This is a genomic window from Bacteroides neonati, assembly GCF_000499785.1.
GTDB lineage: Bacteria > Bacteroidota > Bacteroidia > Bacteroidales > Bacteroidaceae > Bacteroides > Bacteroides neonati.
In genome coordinates this window covers 1393239-1412720 of the sequence record NZ_HG726020.1, presented here as the reverse complement: position 1 = coordinate 1412720, position 19482 = coordinate 1393239, and the positions used below count along the sequence as shown (strand labels likewise).

Here is a 19482-nt window from a genome sequence, read left to right as displayed (position 1 = left end):
CTTCTATATTTTAGAAAAATATTTAGTATATATTACTAGTTTTTAAAAGAAACTATTATATTTGCATTTCAATATGTTATATTATAGAAATATAATTCACTCACAATGTTTATTTTATATAGTTCTGTTTTCTTGTAATACGCCAAGTTCATGAAGAACTTGGTCTTGTTTTTGTGCAGCCAACAATAGCTTACCAGCCTTTTAGTATAACAGACAAGTTTGTTCCCTTTTTCACAATCGTTAAGACCCCTAAAATAACATGCATTGCAAGAGTACGTACTTTTGCACTCAAAGAGTACGTATTGTTATATACCAAGAGTACGTACTTAACACATCGTTAAATACGTACTCCTATTATTGTATAGAATATTCGCATTGAATCCCTATTTGATACGGCAAAAAGCAAATAACAACCTTCAAAATAAAGGGAGAAAAAGTTGGTATGGGCAAAGGGGGAGTAAATAGACAAAATCCTAAGAAATGAGGATTGATTTCTCTGCAAACATGGGCTACCTTTGCCGCAAATTCTAAATATATGATAAAAATACTATTCTTTCTCTTACCTTTTTCTACGATGGTCGCAGCCGGCGAACCCGATACAGTACTGGTGAAACGTGTTAATCTCGATGAAGTAACGATAGTGGGTTTTAAACAAAAAAAGCCAAACCGCGAGCCTCTTTCTATCTCTACATTGGATAATCGTTTTCTTAAAGAAAATGAAATATTGGGAGCCAAGGACTTAAGCTCTCTGCTGCCCAACTTCTATATGCCCGATTATGGATCGAAGCAGAACTCTCCCGTTTATATCCGAGGTATCGGGGCTAAAAAAGATGCTCCTTCGGTGGGCTTTTATGTCGATGGCATTCCTCACTTTGAAACGTCGGCTTTCGATATCGATCTGTCGGATATCAGTAGCGTCGAGGTGCTTCGTGGACCGCAGGGAACACTTTATGGGCGCAACTCTATCGGTGGTATTATTAATGTGTACACGCATTCGCCGCTCGATTATCAAGGCACACGCTTTCGGTTGGGGTATGGCAGCTACAATGATATACGGTTGATGGCTTCAAATTATACAAAGGTGAATGAACGTTTGGGACTGTCTTTCAGTGGTAATTATCACCACAACGATGGCTTTTTTACCAACCTGTATACCGGAAAGAAGGCGGATAAACTCGACAACGGATCGGGGCGCATCGGGTTGGTATGGAAACCTGCAAACCGTTGGACTACTCGCTTTATAGCTTCCTATGAGCACTTGAATCAGGGAGGATACCCGTACGGGCTCTACAATGCCGACAACGGAACAACAGAAGCGGTAAATTACAATCAAGAAGGGTTGTATCGCCGAAACCTGTTAACCTCCGGAGCCAATGTACGCTATGATGGTGCTCGCGTTAGCTTCAACAGCCAAACGTCTTATCAGTATATACACGATAAGATGGGGATTGATCAGGATTTCTCGCCTAGGAGTGAATCCTATGTCCAAAATCGCATTCAACAGCATATGTACAGTCAGGAGTTTACTGTTAAGTCGGTTGGCGATAGCCGCTATCAGTGGATAACGGGGGCTTTTGCTTTTCGCCAAACCGTAGATAGGGAGGTCAACCTCAGTCGTTTCACAAATGCAACCCGCGACCTGACCAATAGCGAGATTCCCACTCAGGGAATTGCCTTTTATCATCAATCTACACTCGATTTATATGGAGGGCTCTCTTGCTCTGTGGGCTTGCGTTATGATTACGAACATGCCCGGTGCGATTTCTCTAAAGTACGGCAGCCGTTAGAGGGCAAGGGCGCAACGAAGTCTCTCGGGCAGTTCGACCGTTCGCTACACTTCAGCCAGTTTACTCCCAAGTTTAGTTTGCAGTATCTTTCTTCGCATCAGCAGTTGCTCTATGCTTCTGTGGCGAGAGGCTACAAAACGGGAGGATTTAATGTCTCTATTCAAAACGATGCGGATTATCTCTATTCGCCCGAATACAACTGGAACTACGAGATAGGAGCGAAGCTCTCTTTCCTGAACGACAAGTTGATAGCCGATCTGGGGCTGTTCTATATTGATTGGCGCAATCAGCAGATTACCAATACGATTCCGGATTTGGGCAATATCATTCGAAATGCAGGTCGCTCTCACAACAAAGGCGTTGAGGTAAGTTTGCAGGCTCGCCCGGCAGAGTCGTTGGTGATACATCTGAATTATGGATATACCGACGCCCGGTTTATTCGCTACGAGAAAGAGGAGCGTGGCGGGGTGACTGATTATGGAGGCAATTACCTGCCTATGGTACCTCGACACACTTTTTCGTTAACAGCCGGATATACGCTCTATGGCGTTTGCTCTTGGATCGATCGCCTTTCCTTTAATGGAGGTGTATCGGCCACAGGACCTATCTATTGGTACGAGGACAATCAGGCTAAACAAAACCTGTATGCTTTGGTTAACCTCAAGATTGGGGCAAGCAAAGGACGCTTTACGTGGGAGGTATGGAGCAAGAATCTCACCAATACCGACTATCTGAGCTACTATTTCGTAACCAGAAAAGCCTACGCACAAAAAGGTAAACCGATTACTTTGGGCACATCGGTCAGCATCCGTCTATAACTACACAACACGAATAAAATGGAAGAAAACACCCCTTCATCACTACCCGAAAAAGCATTGAATCTTAGTACGTTTTTCTGTTTATATATTGCGCAAGCCATCCCCATGAGCTTCTTTTCTACTGCCATACAGGTATTGATGAGGCAAGCCGATTACTCGCTTTCGTCCATTGCTCTGTTGCAGCTTATCAAGCTTCCGTGGATATTGAAGTTTCTCTGGGCACCGATTATCGACCGGCAGTGCATCACGATGAAAGACTATAAACGCTGTATCATTACGTCCGAAATAGTGTATGCCTTATTGATCCTTTCGGTGGGGCTACTCGATATCAAGACAGACCTATACCTCATCATCGGGTTGGTGTTTCTATCGCTTATCGCCTCGGCTACACAAGACATCGGTACGGATACACTTGCCGTGCTTTCGTTTGGCAAACGAGATAAAAGCTTGGTCAATAGTATGCAATCGATGGGTAGTTTCGGTGGAACGCTCATCGGAGGAGGAGTACTGCTTCTGGTGCTTCAACGCTATGGTTGGCAGTCGGTGATGCCCTGCCTGGGTGTGTTTGTTCTATTGGCGCTTATCCCCCTACTGAGCAATAAGCGTATGAACATAGCTGCCAAAGAGCCTGCCAAGAGGGCACAACTTACCGATTTTATCTGGTTCTTTGCCCGTCGCAGTATCTGGAAGCAGATCGGATTCTTGCTGCTTTATTATGCCAGCATTATCGGCATCTTATCGGTATTGCGCTCTTACATGGTCGATCTGGGGTATTCGATGAAGGAGATAGGACTTCTGATAGGTATCGTAGGTACGGGAGCCGCTTTTGTATCGTCTTTCTTGGCAGGCTTGCTGGTGCGTAAAATAGGCAGATACCGTTCCAGAATACTCTTTGCGGTGTTCATTCTGCTCACCACGATTTATTTTATGTGTATCTCTTGGACGGAACCTTCCTTGCCGATGCTTTCGGTAGGCATTGTGCTACTTTGGAGTGCTTACGGAATGGCGACTATTGTGGTATATACCACTGCCATGGATTGTGTGCGCAAGGGATGCGAGGGAACCGACTTTACCATTCAAACCGTACTTACACACCTGAGCGGCTTGTTGATGGCCTTCCTGAGTGGGGTGGTAGCCGATAGAGTGGGTTATCACGGCCTGTTTATTTTCGAAGTCGTATTGGCTTTCGTTTCGTTGCTTTATATTTTCTGTTTCTTTAAAAAAGAATCTCAACCTACTTATTCATAACTGTATATGCATACCGAACTAATTAATAAATACAATGTGCCGGTGCCTCGATACACCAGCTATCCGCCGGCCAATTACTTTGAACCGTTTAGCAACAGTCGCTATCTGGAAGCTGTGGAACAATCGAACCACGCTTCGGACAGTGCTTTGTCGTTTTACCTGCATATCCCCTTCTGCCGGCATCTATGTCATTATTGTGGATGCAACTCGTATCCCATGGCACGAACTGAAGTCGTCGAGTCGTACGTAAAGGCCCTGCATCAAGAGATGGAGCTGATTCTTCCCTTGTTGGATAAGAATCGCCCCATTGCACAGATACACTATGGAGGAGGAAGCCCCACAGCCATCCCCATTGCTTTGATTAAGGAGTTGAATGACCATCTGCTATCATCGTTTCCGGTGATTGATCGTCCGGAGATAGCCATTGAGTGCCATCCGGGCTATCTTTCGGAGGCAGACTGGCAGCAACTTACCGGGTGTGGCTTCAATCGTTTCAGTATCGGTGTGCAAGATTTTAATACCGAGGTACTGAAAATTGTGAACCGTCGCCCCTCTCTGTTGCCGATGGAAGATATCTTTGCGTTACTACGCGAGAAGGGAGCAAGTATCAATCTCGATCTGCTGTACGGTTTGCCTAAACAGACAGTGGATAGCTTTGCCCGGAGCATAGAGCAAGCCATTGCTTTATCGCCCGACAGACTGGTTGCGTTTGGTTATGCGCACGTGCCTTGGGTCAACAAACGACAATTGATTCTGGAGAAATCGGGTTTGCCCGATAGCCGGGAGAAACGAGCGATGTTTGATACGGCTGCCGGCTTGTTGCACGCATCGGGCTATCAATCAATCGGGATGGATCACTTTGTACGTCCCGATGACGAGCTGAGTCTGGCTATGAAAAACAGACAGTTGCATCGTAACTTTCAAGGATATTGTACCCGGCGCACTACCGCACAGGTATATGCGTTAGGAGTGACGGGCATCAGCCAACTCGAATCGGCTTATGCTCAAAATACGAAAGATATTCCGCACTATATCGAAACCATGGGTCGGGGCGAACTATGCATTGCCAAAGGCTATGCGCTCTCTCCAACCGAACAGCTTACCAGAGAGGTGATTGAGGCGTTGATGTGCAATGAGTGTATCGATTGGAAGGCTCTTTCCGAGCGGTTGCATGTATCGGTGTCTGCCTTAAAGGCTGCTACGGCCTATGATGAACAGAAACTGTCGGCTTTTGCTCATGATGGACTGATTCGTTATACCGATACCTATCTGGAGATGACGGCGGAAGGCTCTGCATTTGTACGCAACGTAGCTGCTTCGCTCGATAAACTGATGCTTCATACACCTCACTCTTATTCAAAACCTTTATAACAATGAATCAAACAGCAACAGACATCCACCGGTTGCGAGATACCGTCATTATTGGTGCGGGGCTTACCGGACTGACTACGGCCTATTACCTCAACCGTAAAGGGTGTGATGTCGAGGTAATCGAGCAACAATCGCGTACGGGCGGACAGATACGCACGTACCACGAAGCGGGATTTACGTTCGAAAGTGGTCCTAATACGGGGGTAATCTCTCACCCCGAAGTAGCCGAGTTGTTTGCGGATCTTTCTCCCATTTGCGGTTTGGAGACAGCATGCGAAGCCTCCAAGCAACGTCTTATCTGGAAGGGCAGTCGTTTTCATCTGCTTCCCTCGGGATTGTTGAGTGCCATTGCTACTCCCTTGTTCAGTACCAAAGATAAACTGCGTATATTGGGCGAGCCCTTTCGCGCGAAAGGTACCAATCCCGACGAAAGCATCGGCGAGTTAGTTCAACGCCGCTTAGGAGTCTCTTATCTGCGCTATGCTGTCGATCCGTTTATTTCCGGTGTTTATGCCGGAGATCCCATGCGGTTGGTTACCCGTCATGCCTTACCCAAACTGTATCAACTCGAACAGACCTATGGAAGTTTCATACGTGGTGGTGTGGCAAAGTCTTTTTCGTCTCGTAGCGAACGCGACCGACTGGCTACCCGGAAGGTATTCTCTACCCGTGGAGGCCTTAGCCGTTTGGTCGATGCGTTGGAGCAGGCTATTGGCAATCAACGCTTCTCGTTAGGTGCTACCGAAACTTCCCTAATGCCTTGTGAGCAAGGTTGGTTGGTTCGTTTTACAGATGCAGATGGAGTGGCTCATCACATTCGCTGCCGAAAGGTGATAACCACCACGCCTGCCTTTGCACTGCCTGCACTGTTGCCTTTTGTACCGACTGAGCAGATGAGCCGGATCAGTAATCTTACGTATGCCCCCGTTATGCAAGTCAGTGTAGGATTACGTCATACGTATGAAAAGGAATACAAAGCCTTTGGCGGATTGGTACCTTCTTGTGAGCAGAAACCGGTTTTAGGTATCTTGTTTCCATCGGCCTGTTTCGAAGAAAGGACTCCTCAAGGGGGAGTTTTGTATTCTTACTTCTTGGGTGGAATGAGACACCCCGAACTGGTGAAGAAGAGTGATGCCGAAGTAGCTGAAGTGATTCGTACAACTCTGCACGAGATGCTGAATTATCCGACTGATGTAACCCCCGATTTGATTCGTATCTTTCGGCATGAGAGGGCGATTCCTCAATACGATTCTAGTAGTGCCGACAGGCTTACCACGATTGATGCCCTACAAAAACAATATCCCGGTCTGGTGCTGGCAGGGAATATAAAAGGAGGAATCGGTATGGCCGACCGTATCAAGCAGGCAGTAGGAATTGCGCTTGAAGGGTAGACCATACCGATTGTTAAACGATCAGGTTAGCAGGTTTCCGACGTTAGTTACCTGTATTTGCAACAGCCCGGAAGAGCGTCATAGACCTTTTTGTCGGCTTTGTCTTTCTCCGTATCGTGACCAGCCTTGGCTATGGCTTTGCTGATGGCACTTAAATTGGTTTTTCCGGAAGCGAAATTAAGATGTAGCATCTTATCTGTTGCATTCCATGTAGCGGACGAAACACCGTTTACACTTAGTGCAGCTTTCTCTATACGCTCTTTGCACATCTCGCAATTTCCTTCTACGGTGAGCATGGCGTGTCCTTGTTGGGCAGATTCAGTACTGAGCATTGGCTTTTCTGTGCCCTGGGTTGGCTTTTCCTTACCCTGCGTTGACTGCTCCATACCGTGCATGGCATGACCTTCGTGTCCGGTCATCTTCTTGCTCGTGTGGTCGTTCATCATGCTGCGCTTACCTTCGAGTTGTGCCGAAGCATCTATGGCAAAGGCACCGTTGCTTACAATCATTTCGCCATCTTGCAAGCCGCTAAGAACTACATAAGCGTCGCCGAGCGAGGGGCCCAGTTCTACTTCTCTTAACTGAAATACCGGAGTGTCATAGCCCGAAAGACTGACGTAGACAATGGATCGTTTGCCTGTCCAGAGTACGGCACTTTGGGGAATCACAATCTGATTGTTGTACTGCTTCAACCGGGCTGTTACCGTAGCTGTGGCATACATTTCGGGTTTTATCTCAAGATTCGGATTGGCTATTTCGACTCTCACCTTAGCTGTACGGGTAGTTTTATCCAGTATGGGGTCTATAAATGAAATAGTACCGTTAAACACCTTGCCGGGAATGGCTTGCAACGAGAAACTTAGTTTGTCGCCTGTCCGCAGAAAGGCCAAATCCACTTCATAGGCTTCAAACATCACCCAGAGTTTCGAGAGATTGGCTACATCAAATAAGACGCTACCCGATGATACATAATCGCCTTGGCTCACCCGCTTGCTCATGACAATGCCACTGGTATTGGATTTAATCTCGACGGTGGGTGTCACTATGCCCGAAGTCTCTATCTTGGCAATCTGTTCATCGGTCAGTTTCCACAGGCGGAGTTTCTCACGGGCTGCTTCTACCAGCTGAGGCTGTGTTGCTTTGAGTTTGAGGGCTTCGAGCAACTCTTGTTGTGCGGTAAATACTTCGGGCGAGTAGAGGGTGGCGAGTGTTTCGCCTTTGCGTACCGTTTCGCCGGTAAAATCGACAAACAACCGTTCAATGCGTCCGCCTACATGGGCTGTTTGCGATTGTAGGTTTCGTTCGTCGGGTGCAACGACTCCATATAGGAGGATCTCCTTGACAGGGTCTTTACGACTCACCATAGAGGTTTGCACATTGGCCAGTGCAATGGCCTCTTCGGACATTTGCATGGCGTTCTCGGGAACTTCTCCACCCGAACCGCCTCCGCTGTTACGCAACGGGATGAGATCCATGCCGCAAATAGGGCAGTCGCCTGGTTCATCTTTTCTAATCTGTGGATGCATGGAGCAGGTCCAAACTTGTTTCTCTGCGGATGCTTTGGCTACGTCGTGGTTGTGTGCTTCGGGTGTGGGAGAGCTGAAGAACAACCATCCTCCCAATAAACCGATAACAATGAATAACGCTGCCTGAGCTATTTTATTTTTTGCGAGTTCTTTTATCTTTTTCATCTTTTTAATCTGTTTGAGGTTCTGAAATTAGTGTGTTGAGCATGGCAATAACCGTATTGTACGTAGCAATAGACTCGGATTGCTTGAACTCATAGTCCAGCAGTTGCCGTTGTATATCGAGCACGTTTGTCATGCTGTTTTGTCCGGAAGCAAACTCCTTTACAGCCAGGTCGTACGTAGTTTCGGCCAGTTTTCGCTGTTGCTGATACAAGGTTACTTTGCGCGCGGCATCCAGCAACTGTTGCTTGGCCGTTACATATTCCGAAGCAATGGTGTTGAGGGTATTGGCGTATTTCTCATCCGCCGCCTGCTTCATCAGTCTGCTTTCGTTTTGCAGTGCAGTGTACTTTTTGCGATAGAGCGGTATGGTAACCGATACCATGGGCATTACCATATCCATGCCGTTCATTTGGGTCGTGGGTATTCCCATATCCATGCGTTTGCTTATAACGGAGTATTGTAAACCGATGCCTAACATGGGCAGTCCCATCTTTTTATCCATGGATAGTTTGGCTTTGTATGCGTCAGACTCGGCAGCAAGCATTGCCAGCATAGGGTTCTGACGAATGATTGTCTCCATAATGGCTTCGTCGTCGAATGGGAAAATCAGTTGTTCAACCTCTTCGGGAACGCTGACGGGAGTGCTTAGCTCCCGGTTGAGCAAGGCATTAAACTTAGCCTGTGCAGCAGTGATTTGAGTCAGTACCATTTGCTGCTCGTTGTCCAGTTCATTGAGTTCCAGTTGTACTCTTAATACATCCGACATGCCCGATGAACTTCCGCCCATTGCCGAGCCTCCCATACCCGAACCACCCGATCCCATAGAAGCACCCATGCCCGATCCGGTGGTTTGCTGAGGCTGAATCGAAGTCGTCGTTCCTCCACCCATGCCTGCCATGGCAGAGGCGGTTTGTTGGGTAGATGGGGCAGGAGTAGAGGGAACTGCCGGAGTAGTAGCCGTCTTTCCACCCGAGGCGGAAAAGCGACTGGTTGCCAACTCTTTCAATGTAGTGAGCAATGCCTTGTTCTCCTGGATATTACGCAGGTTTCGGTGCATGGTAGTGAGTGCATACCATTGACTCTTTACCTCAAAGAAGAGCTTGTCACGTGTTTCGCGAAATTTCTGATAAGCCATTCTTGACATCTCGGTAGCTTCATTGCGGGCTGCTTTTCGGGTTCCGAACCACGGGAACATCTGCATCAGCTTAAAGTCGGCTACTTGTTTGCCGTCAATGATCTCCATCGGTTTGAGGAAAAAGCCCATCTCCAACTGCGGGTCAGGATACGCACCTGCTTGAGGAATTTTCTCCAAAGAGGCTTTATAGGTTGTAAAGTCCGATTGCAGGAGCTGGTTATGGCGGGCTGCAAGTTCCAAATAGTGCGATAGCGAATCGCTTTGTGCAGCGGCAGTAGAGTGTATGGCAACTAAAGCGAAGAACCATACGCCTATGTATTTCATATAATTATTCTTCTTTTTCATCCTGGGTTGTATCTATTGGTTTAACTCCCTTTTTCTGTTCTCTTTTTAGTGCCGATTCTCTCCACATACACTGCATCACCGGTACAATGAACATTGTCATGGATTGAATAAGCATACCTCCGAAGGTCGGAATGGCCATAGGAATCATTATCTCGGCTCCCTTTCCTGTCGAGGTGAGTACGGGTAGCAATGCGATCAGTGTGGTGGCAGTAGTCATGGCTGCCGGACGTACTCGTTTAAGACCGGCATGTACAACCGCCTCCCGAATCTGTTGTTTGGTTTGCGGATTACGTTCCAGAAACACATCGTGAATATACGAACCCATCAGTACTCCGTCGTCGGTAGCTACGCCGAATAGGGCAATGAAACCTACCCACACGGCAATGCTCAGGTTGATGGGGTGTATCTGGAACAGCTCTCTCAGATTGACTCCGGCAAAGGAGACGTTCAGAAACCAATCCTGTCCATAGAGCCATAGCATGATGAAGCCTCCGGCGAACGCTACAAATACTCCCGAGAAGTGAATCAAGGAGGCTGTTACCGTTCGGAATTGGAAGTAGAGCACCAGCAATACCGTGAGTAGTACCAACGGAACGATGATCATCAACCGATTGGTGGCACGCTCTTGCTGCTCATAGTTGCCCGCAAACTTATAACTGACTCCTTTGGGGAGTACCAATTCGCCGTCGGAAACCTTTTGTGCCAGTACCCGTTGTGCCTCGTGTACCACATCTACCTCGGCATGTCCCTGCAATTTGTCAAAGATCACATAGCCCATCAGGAAGGTATTTTCACTTTGAATCATCTGAGCACCTTTGGCATATTTGATATCTGCTACTTCGCCCAGTGGTATCTGTATGCCCGCAGGTGTAGCTACCAACAACTTGGCAAGCTGTTCGGGATTGCCTCTGAGTTCTCGAGGATACCTAAGCCGTACGGGGAAACGTTCGCGCCCTTCGATGGTCGTGGTAAGCGTCATACCTCCGATTGCTGCCGAGATAACCTCTTGCAGGTCGGCTATCGTTATGCCGTAGCGAGCCATGTTGCGGCGGTTGAGTTCTATCTCAATATAAGGTGCACCTACGGCACGGTCGTAAAATACGGATGATGGAATAATCGATGTCACTCCCTTCAGGGCTTGTTCGATATCCTTTCCTGCCGTTTCGATAGCATCCAGATCGGGGCCGTATATCTTAATACCCATGGGGGCACGCATGCCTGTCGATAGCATGACCAAGCGAGCTTCGATGGGTTGAAGCTTGGGCGAAGAGGTAAGTCCCGGTAGGTGGCTGACGTTGATAATCTCTTGCCAGATATCGTTGGTGCTGCGTATCTCGGGTCGCCATTGACGTAGGTAGTCGCCTCCTTTATCGGGTATCAAGCTGTCGGGAGGTATCAGCCGGAATCCATCCGAAGGTTGATACTTGCTCCCGTTGATGAGTACGAAGGCTCCGTCGGAATCCACTTTGAAGCGTTCCCGCTTACCATCTTCGTTAAGAGCATATTCCGAACGATAATTAATGGTATTCTCGAACATCTGAATCGGAGCGGGGTCTAAGGCAGAGTTTACTCGTCCCCATTTGCCTACCGTCTGATCTATTTCCGGAATATTAGAGATGCGTTTATCGAGCGTACCGATCAGTTCGAGATTCTGCTCCACACCGGTATAAGGCATACTGGTAGGCATCAACAGAAACGAGCCTTCGTTGAGTGTAGGCATAAACTCCTGACCGATACCGGGAAACTTCCGAGAGGCACCTTGCCAGGCTGTAGTTTGCCGAACCTCTTTCCAACCGAGACTTTCCAGTCCCGATGCCAATAGGCCGAATGTGCGATTAAATCCGATCCATGCCATCAGTCCGAACACAATGGTCGCCACCGGAATCATCAAGAACACCTTCCGGTGTGCCAGACACCACCGTAGGATGCGTTCGTAATACAGTACAAGCACCCAGAGCATCAACAGAATACTACCTACGGCGAGGGCTACAAAAAGAATATTCTTAAAGAAACCATGCTCGGGCCCCAGTGGTAACCACTCTTCGGAGAGATAATAGACAGCAATCAAGAGGGTGATGCATACATTGAGATAGGTACTCATCTGTTTGTTTTTCCACAAATGAGCCGTCAGGTTGTTGACTCCGATAGCGGTCAGACCCAATGCAATGACGCTACCAAAGACAACCGATAGCACCACTCCTGCAATGACCAACAGGTAGTTGGCTACTTTCTTGACCTTATCCGAGTTTACCCGTATCGAAAAGACCAGATAAGCCAGTGTAGGCAATATAACCACGCCTAAGATAAAGGCAAAGCCGAGTACAAACGTTTTGGTATAGGCGAGCGGAGCAAACAGTTTACCCTCTTGACCTTCCATGGCAAATACCGGAATAAAACTCAAGATAGTTGTAATCATGGCCACAGCAATCGCTGTAGAAACTTCGCTTACCGAGGTGTAGATGAGCTTCATCAATGGCTTGCCCGAATGTACATCCCGGTTTTGAGGCATCTCTTTATGCCTGATGATACTTTCGACAAAGACCACTCCCACATCGGCTACTACGCCTATGGCGATGGCAATACCCGACAGCGCTACGATGTTAGCACTGATGCCGGTAAACTTCATCAGTATAAACGTAGCCAAGACCGCAATGGGGAGTAAGCTCGAAATAACAACCGAGGCCCGTAGGTTAAATACCAGTACGATGATAACGATGATGACAATGATGATCTCGTGCGAAAGCGCTGTTTCGAGTGTACCGATGGTCTCCTTAATCAACCCTGTGCGGTCGTAAAACGGAACTACGGTTACTTTAGATACCGTTCCATCCGGCAATACCTTTTGAGGAAGTCCCGGTTCTATCTCCTTGATTTTGGCTTTTACCTGGTCGATTACATCGAGCGGATTAGAGCCATAACGAGCTACTACAACCGCACCTACGGCTTCAACCCCCTCCTTATCAAGTCCACCACGCCGTGGGGCAGGACCTGTTGTTACGAAAGCCACATCACCTATCGTAACCGGTACCCCGTTGCGGGCGGTAATAACGGCTGCTTCGAGGTCTTTGGTATTCTTTATATATCCCAATCCGCGAATGAGATACTCGATTTTATTAATCTCAATCGTTTCTGCACCGATGTCGATGTTGCTCTTTTGAATAGCCCCCATCACATCCATAATCGAAACGTTGAACGAGCGCATGGCATCCGGATTGAGCTCTACCTGATACTCCTTGATGTATCCGCCTATGGAGGCTACTTCGGATACCCCTTCGGCGGTCGAAAGCGAATACTTCACATAGAAATCCTGAATGGTACGCAGTTCATCGGGATCCCAACCACCGGTAGGTTTATTCGTTTTGGGGTCACGACCTTCGAGGGTGTACCAGAATATTTGCCCTAAAGCCGTAGCATCGGGCCCTAACGAGGGTTGTACGTCTTTGGGGAGTGTGCCCGATGGTAATGAGTTGAGTTTCTCCAATACCCGCGAACGACTCCAGTAAAACTCTACATCATCGTCGAAAACAATATAGATGAACGACATTCCGAACATCGAAGTGCTGCGGATGGTTTTTACTCCCGGAATACCGAGTAGTGATGTGGTGAGCGGATAGGTAATCTGTTCCTGTATATCTTTCGGAGAGCGTCCCATCCATTCGGTCGCTACAATCTGCTGATTGTCTCCAATATCCGGTATGGCGTCAACGGCAATAGAGTTGCGGGGAATGATGCCCCCATGCCAGTTGAACGGAGCGGTCGATAGTCCGCCGACAATAAGGATAAGCAACAAGAGTAATGTTACTAACCTATTGTCTAAAAAGAATTTAATGATTCTATTTAGCATATCTGTATGTATAATTATATGATTAAACGATTGGCTGATAGCCATTGTTCTGTTGATAACAAGAAAATGTTATCAGCCGGGAAATTAATCCGAATAAGGGGAGTGAATTAAATAATATACACACAAATACGGGTAAGAAGAACTCTTCCCGTTTCGTAGAAATGCTCAGACAGATGCTTGTGTCGCAAAGCAAGATAATCCCTGTCTATCGTTTCTAAGAAGATGTTTTTTACAATCAAGAAGGTGTAAGAGAACGATTTTACAATGTCTGTATGTTCTTGATTGTGCTGCGTCAGAAAGCTATCTGTCGAGAGTTCCACCACAGAGGTATGACAGCATTTGCTGTCGATATGGCTTTGTTTCTTATCGCTATGAGCCGATTTCTTGTTCGAGCAGCAATTGTGAATGTCTTGTGGGCTGAGTTGCACGGAAGCTAAACTATCCGAGCAAAAATGAAACGCAACAACCGGATGCACTGCGATGAGCAGTACAAGCACGAGAGTCAGTATGGTTGTTGTTCGTTTCATTGTCATCGAGATCAATATCTGTCATTGAGATTGGGCAAATCTACAATAAAAATTTAATGGTTTACGACAAAGATACTTTATTTTTAAAGATTATTGGCAATGATTGTTAAATTGGCAATGATTGTTAAAGTATCACTTCCAGCGGAGCAACAACATCGGTCAAAGAGACTTCGTTGACATTCGTCATGGCAACCTGTAAATAAAGGCGATTACCACTCTTCCGGGCCGATACGACTTCGAAGTAAGGAGCCAATAATAGAATATCCGAGTGTATCACCCGACGGCTTTCGGGCATCCATGCTTCGACCTCAGTATTATTCTGTTCACCTTTTCCGACATAGAGTTTAAGTAGGGAATCATTGCGACGCACGGCCATTTGTGCCATTTTAATCCAATAAGCGATAGGCAGCTTATTGATCTCTGTCAGTACGTTACCATCAGACACATTGCCCAATCGCTTTTTCATATACTCGTTAAGATCTATTGTCGTAGCCAACAGCCACTCTTCTTTTAAATCCGAAAGAGGTTTGAAACCTTCGAACCTATATTCGAACCGGGCCAATTCATCATTGCTGTTTTGGTAGGTCGACATAGAAAGTTGGCAACTGATCGCATTGCTATTTCTGTCGAAATGCTTGCTGTCAGGAACCAACTCTGCTATAAACGTTCCCGAATCTTCTATCCGGATGGCGTTTCCATAGAACGATTCCAAGTTTTCATAAACACCTTGCATGTAGAACTGTTTGATGTTCTCCGTATTGAGAGTTACTTTCCGTTTGTAATACTCATTTTTATCAAAACTAAGGGCAGGACGCTCTTTGGCCGAAGCATTGCCTTTTACGCCATTGTAAGTGAGGATAAAAGAGATTTTTCCATCACTGTATTTCACGTCAGAGAGTTGTGTCTTCGCGATGTCTTCGTCCGTATAGGTGTAACTATTGTTTCCATCGGGAGTGCTTGAGTAGAATTCGGCCCATTGGCTGAGGTATTGGGCGGTGAACTTATCCGTATTCTTTAATCTATATAGCTCATCGAAAGCGATAGGTGTGGCTTCGGGGGCATTACTAAACGGGCTCTTCCACTTGATCTGCGCCCGTGAAGCCATGTGGTAACTGCCCGGTTTTTTCACCAGTTCTTCGAAAGAATATTCTTGACTGAAGGCTTTGCCGCTTATTGTTCCCTCTATCATTACGGTGAGTTTGCCTTCTTCGTCATTGCGAGTCAGTACGTTGCTTTTGGTTACATCGACGACCTTTCCGTTCACTGTTTGTTTTCCGGTGGTTGTTGCTATAAATTGTGTTGCTTGTGCGGCTGTTTGGTCGGTGGTTATTTTGAAGTAGGCTTTCAAGTCTTCCGTAGTAGGAGGTATGATAGCCGATTCCTTTTCGTCGCTTCCGGCATCGGGTTTCTCTGTAGGAGTTGTAGGTAGATCTACTATTGAGTCATCTTTGCTGCAGGCACTTACTAATGCGAACATGGCAGCTACAAATACGATTTTTTTCATTTTATTCAAAGAGTCTTTAAATTATTATCCATTTTTATGGGGGTACAAAAGTATGAAATAATATCAAAATGCAATGCTATATTAGAGAGGTTTTTTATAATATAAGTACTTTTAACTACTTAATAATTAGCATAGTTGTTGTGAAAAAGGGCAAGTGCTTTCTTACTTTTTGTAAAAGTACATGCTTGATAAGAGCTCGATGGAAAAGGAGAAGTCGTAAGATAAAGGAGCGGTGAAATTAATAAATTCATAACTTTCATCATAAAACGATATTTTACATTCAGGCAAGGCAGGTCTATAAAATCGTAGGTATGATGTATCAAATCAATCCATTGTTCTGTATCAACATGTTGATTATTAGCTATTTGGCTCTTTTGCTTAAATGGCACTGATTATTGCTTTTTGTTCATTGCAAAAGAACTATTTTAAGTGTGTGTTAACTACGTACTCTTGGGCACCAAGAGTACGTAGTCATTTATGCTAAGAGTACGTAGTTTTATATACTAGGTAATACAGAGAGGGGAAACAATTAACAATGTTAAAACGACGAGAAAATAGATAATAACCTTTTTCTGCCATAATAACGTTTGTTGGAATCGAATATTCAATAAAATTTCTATTGTTAAGTGATTTAGGAATATGCCTCAAAATCACTTTTTGTGTATTGACCATAATGCTCAGGTGCCTGATTTTAAATTTTGTCTTGTTTGTATCTATTGTTTTTCTTAATAACTATGTGTCATGACGGGGTTTCTAAACGTATTTGTGTATTTATCATATAGCTATACATTCTATTTTTTTGTAACGTGGGTGTTATCTACATGGTGTATGGGAAGAGACGAAATTTTGAACCTATACTCTTTTCTGTCTCTCTGTAAATAGGGGAGGAGAATGCGTTTGTCTCATCCGTGAGGGGTGTTGTTGTAGATTATTGGAATAGAGGTTGGTATACTCTTTCGTTTGCTTGCCCATCTCTATTTTGTTAGAGGAAGGCTTTCTATTGATGCATGCAAACATAAAAAATAAAGCAAATAAAATGTAGGATATTGTCCTTGTTTTGTTTGTTTTCATAAATTTGATTTGAGGGTTAAAACTCTCTCTCTTGCATATCGACGCTTGCCATGTCTTTATGTAATAACACAAGATAGTCCTAATTGTTGTTTGTGGTAATGCTTAGGTGCCATTTAAATCTGTTGATAATGAGGACTAAAAGATGAATCTTGGTCGGTTTTTTTGTCTTTTAAATATGCTGAAGGATTCGTATTTTAAATCTCTTTGAAATATCATGATTGCATGTAAATAATTCCATCCCCATTTGTTCGGAAAGTTCTTTTTCGGGCAAATAATTAACATTATTTACACCTATAGCCGATTTGTCATATTATATCCGTTTTTAGGTCTTTTACAGAATAATTTTTCAGTATTTTTATTGTAATAAATATTAACTACTTTTCTTATTTTCCAAATGGTTTATTTATGTTTTTCGGTTCAATTCTATTCTTTTTGATTTGTATTGAAGAGTTTGATTATAGGGTTCTTCAGTATTTAAATAATGCTATTCTATCTTGTGTTTTTTGTTCGTTTTTTAGCCTCTAAAAATGGTTTATACTATGTTACAATGAAAAAAAGGACATTTTTTATAGGCTATGTTGGTTCATAATTTATTCTATTTTTGCATTGATATCAAGTATCCCTCGCGTATACGCGTGATTTTGAGTACTTGTATCTAAGTGATAATTTGTTTAAATATATGATTAATAACCCGTTGGCGGAATTAAATTAGTGCATATTTAATTTGTCCAATGGGTTTGTTATTAATCTTGTTTATATATTGAAGGATTGTAAGTGCACTAATTTTCCCCGTAATTCTGGTAAACAATCCTTCTGTTTGTTTTGCGTAATTTCTGATTATCATAAATTGATCGCATAATTGTGCAAAAAGCGTTTCAACCCTTTTCCTTGCTTTAGCAAATGGACTAAATACAGGTTTCCAATCTTTTTGATTCGACCGATATGGAACTTCCAACTTGATATTAGCTTTTTCAAATAAATCAAGTTGTATGGCTGCTCCAATATATCCACGATCACCGATGATGGTGCAATTCTGAAAGTTACACTTTACGTCTTTCAAATAATGAATGTCGTGAACACTCGCCTTTGTCAGGTCAAAAGAGTGTATGACACCGCTCAACCCACAGAGAGAATGTAATTTATATCCGTAATAATGTTTACCCTGTGAAGCACAATAGCCATAATTGGGAGCTTTATCATAATTATTCTTTCCCATTTTACAACGTTTTGACCTTATGGGACGACAGACTTCAATTGGCATAGAATCAATACAGAAAATAGCTTCTCCACCATCAACTTTTGATGCAATTCTTTCACGCACCTGATTACATAAGCCGATAGTGAGCTTCCTGCGATCATTATATTGACGACGGGATATGAGAGAAGAAAAATCATCTTTGTATTCATTTAATTTAGAAAACAAAAAGCTTTCACTATCTATGCCTATTGATTCGGCAGCAAGGCTTAAACTGATCACTTCTAAGTCAGAGAACTTCGGGACGACTCCTCTGCGAGGTATATTCCCTTTTTCGTTTACTAAATCAGCAGAAAACATCTTGCATATATCAAGAAATTTAGCGAATATTGCATATAAGTTGTGCATAATTGAGCTGTATATTAATAGTTTGATCACCATTAAAATACTAATAATCAATGATATGCACAACTTATTTCCTGACATTTTTTAGTGAATTAATTCCGCCAACGGGTGATTAATAGATTTCTTTATGAGAACAAAAGATTTGATGTCTTTTATGGAGTTGTTGATTCAAGCGCAACGAAATGAGCAGCGATTTGGCACTGCCCATGTTTATCAGAGCACTTTGAACCGTATTCGGAAGTACGAACGCAGCAATAAGATGCCCTTTAGCAAACTTAATCGTGAGTGGTTAAAGGGTTTCGAGAGGCAGTTGCGGTTCGAGCAGCTAAAAGAGAATACCATCTCTACTTATCTACGCATGCTCAAAGCGGTTTATAATCAGGCGGTAGATCATGGGTTGGTGGTTTATATGCCTCGTCTTTTTAAGCATGTGCATACCGGAGTCGATGCGAAGCGCGATCGCAGCTTAGAGCCTGAAGCATTGCGAAAACTGATTGCTCCTTCGCGTGTGCTCCGGGGCAATTTGGAAGAAACCCGTTCTATTTTTCTTCTGCTGCTGATGCTGCAAGGCATGCCGTTTGTTGATTTGGTCCATCTGAGAAAATGTGATTTAAAGAACGGGGTGATTTTGTATCGCAGGCAGAAGACCGGCAGTGAGTTGTCAGTAACTGTAGATCCCGAAGCGATGGCGATTATTGAAAAATATCGGAGCGTAAATCCGGATTCGCCTTATTTGTTCCCGTTTATAACGGCTTCAGGTTGGGAAGGATACCGACAGTATCAGAACGCATTACGCGAATTTAATCAATCATTGTCTTTTTTAAGTAGCTTGCTGGGACTGAACACTGGTTTGAGCTCTTATAAAGCTAGACACACTTGGGCGTCATTAGCTAATTTCTTAGGTTTTGATAAGAAGTTAATTAGTGAATGCATGGGACACTCGTCGCTGAAAATTACCGAAACATATTTTAAAGCTCAAGGCGACGCAAGAATAAAGAAAGTTAATCAAGGGGTTATTAACTTTCTGACAGGCTCATTTTGAAGCAGTCGACACGACCTTAATTGACTGATTCTAAATACTATAAAACAGCGTTACTTTGTAGGTAACGGATAATCTAATACGCAGGCAAAGATAACAACTTTTTTCGAA

At 44.5% G+C, this 19482-nt stretch carries 11 protein-coding genes; 5 read left to right on the top strand and 6 right to left on the bottom strand.

Annotated features, from left to right (window positions below; translation table 11 throughout):
* The first annotated feature begins 535 nt into the window (after positions 1-535).
* From TY03_RS08775 to hemG, 4 genes are read left to right on the top strand one after another with little or no spacing between them, the layout of a single operon-like run.
* Positions 536-2605 carry a TonB-dependent receptor gene (locus TY03_RS08775; protein ID WP_042368980.1) on the top strand — a complete coding sequence of 690 codons (2070 nt, stop codon included), beginning with the start codon at positions 536-538 and terminating at the stop codon, positions 2603-2605.
* An 18-nt stretch (positions 2606-2623) separates the two neighbouring features.
* Complete coding sequence (locus TY03_RS08770; protein WP_042368978.1) at positions 2624-3853, top strand: MFS transporter; 1230 nt, start codon at positions 2624-2626, stop codon at positions 3851-3853.
* A gap of 6 nt (positions 3854-3859) precedes the next feature.
* Entirely contained in the window at positions 3860-5224 is a 1365-nt protein-coding gene (gene hemN / locus TY03_RS08765; protein WP_042368976.1) for an oxygen-independent coproporphyrinogen III oxidase, read from the top strand.
* A 2-nt stretch (positions 5225-5226) separates the two neighbouring features.
* Positions 5227-6615 (top strand): protoporphyrinogen oxidase, encoded by a 1389-nt coding sequence (gene hemG, locus TY03_RS08760; RefSeq protein ID WP_042368974.1) that lies wholly within the window; start codon positions 5227-5229, stop codon positions 6613-6615.
* Positions 6616-6662: 47 nt separating this feature from the next.
* On the opposite strand, the gene TY03_RS08755 is transcribed toward hemG, so the two are convergent.
* The 6 genes from TY03_RS08755 to TY03_RS08725 form a co-directional block, all read right to left on the bottom strand.
* Positions 6663-8306, bottom strand: coding sequence for an efflux RND transporter periplasmic adaptor subunit (locus TY03_RS08755; protein ID WP_042368972.1), 1644 nt, complete (start codon positions 8304-8306; stop codon positions 6663-6665).
* 4 nt (positions 8307-8310) lie between these two features.
* Positions 8311-9786, bottom strand: coding sequence for a TolC family protein (locus TY03_RS08750; RefSeq protein WP_230201929.1), 1476 nt, complete (start codon positions 9784-9786; stop codon positions 8311-8313).
* The gene (locus tag TY03_RS08745) at positions 9770-13630 is read right to left on the bottom strand and encodes an efflux RND transporter permease subunit (protein WP_042369359.1); all 3861 of its coding nucleotides are present in this window, start codon (positions 13628-13630) and stop codon (positions 9770-9772) included. The genes TY03_RS08750 and TY03_RS08745 overlap by 17 nt, the downstream gene beginning before the upstream one ends.
* A 107-nt stretch (positions 13631-13737) precedes the next feature.
* The gene (locus TY03_RS08740; RefSeq protein ID WP_148335604.1) at positions 13738-14157 is read right to left on the bottom strand and encodes an HYC_CC_PP family protein; all 420 of its coding nucleotides are present in this window, start codon (positions 14155-14157) and stop codon (positions 13738-13740) included.
* 124 nt (positions 14158-14281) lie between these two features.
* A complete protein-coding gene (locus TY03_RS08735) occupies positions 14282-15661 on the bottom strand; it encodes a hypothetical protein (RefSeq protein ID WP_042368968.1) in 1380 nt (459 codons plus the stop codon).
* A 1774-nt stretch (positions 15662-17435) separates the two neighbouring features.
* Positions 17436-18413: an IS982 family transposase gene (locus tag TY03_RS08725; RefSeq protein ID WP_034753041.1), complete on the bottom strand. Its 978-nt coding sequence runs from the start codon at positions 18411-18413 to the stop codon at positions 17436-17438.
* A 46-nt stretch (positions 18414-18459) separates the two neighbouring features.
* Between TY03_RS08725 and TY03_RS08720 the strand changes: the two genes are divergently transcribed.
* Positions 18460-19374, top strand: a complete 915-nt coding sequence (locus tag TY03_RS08720) for a tyrosine-type recombinase/integrase (RefSeq protein ID WP_042368963.1) — start codon at positions 18460-18462, stop codon at positions 19372-19374.
* The last annotated feature ends 108 nt before the right edge of the window (positions 19375-19482 follow it).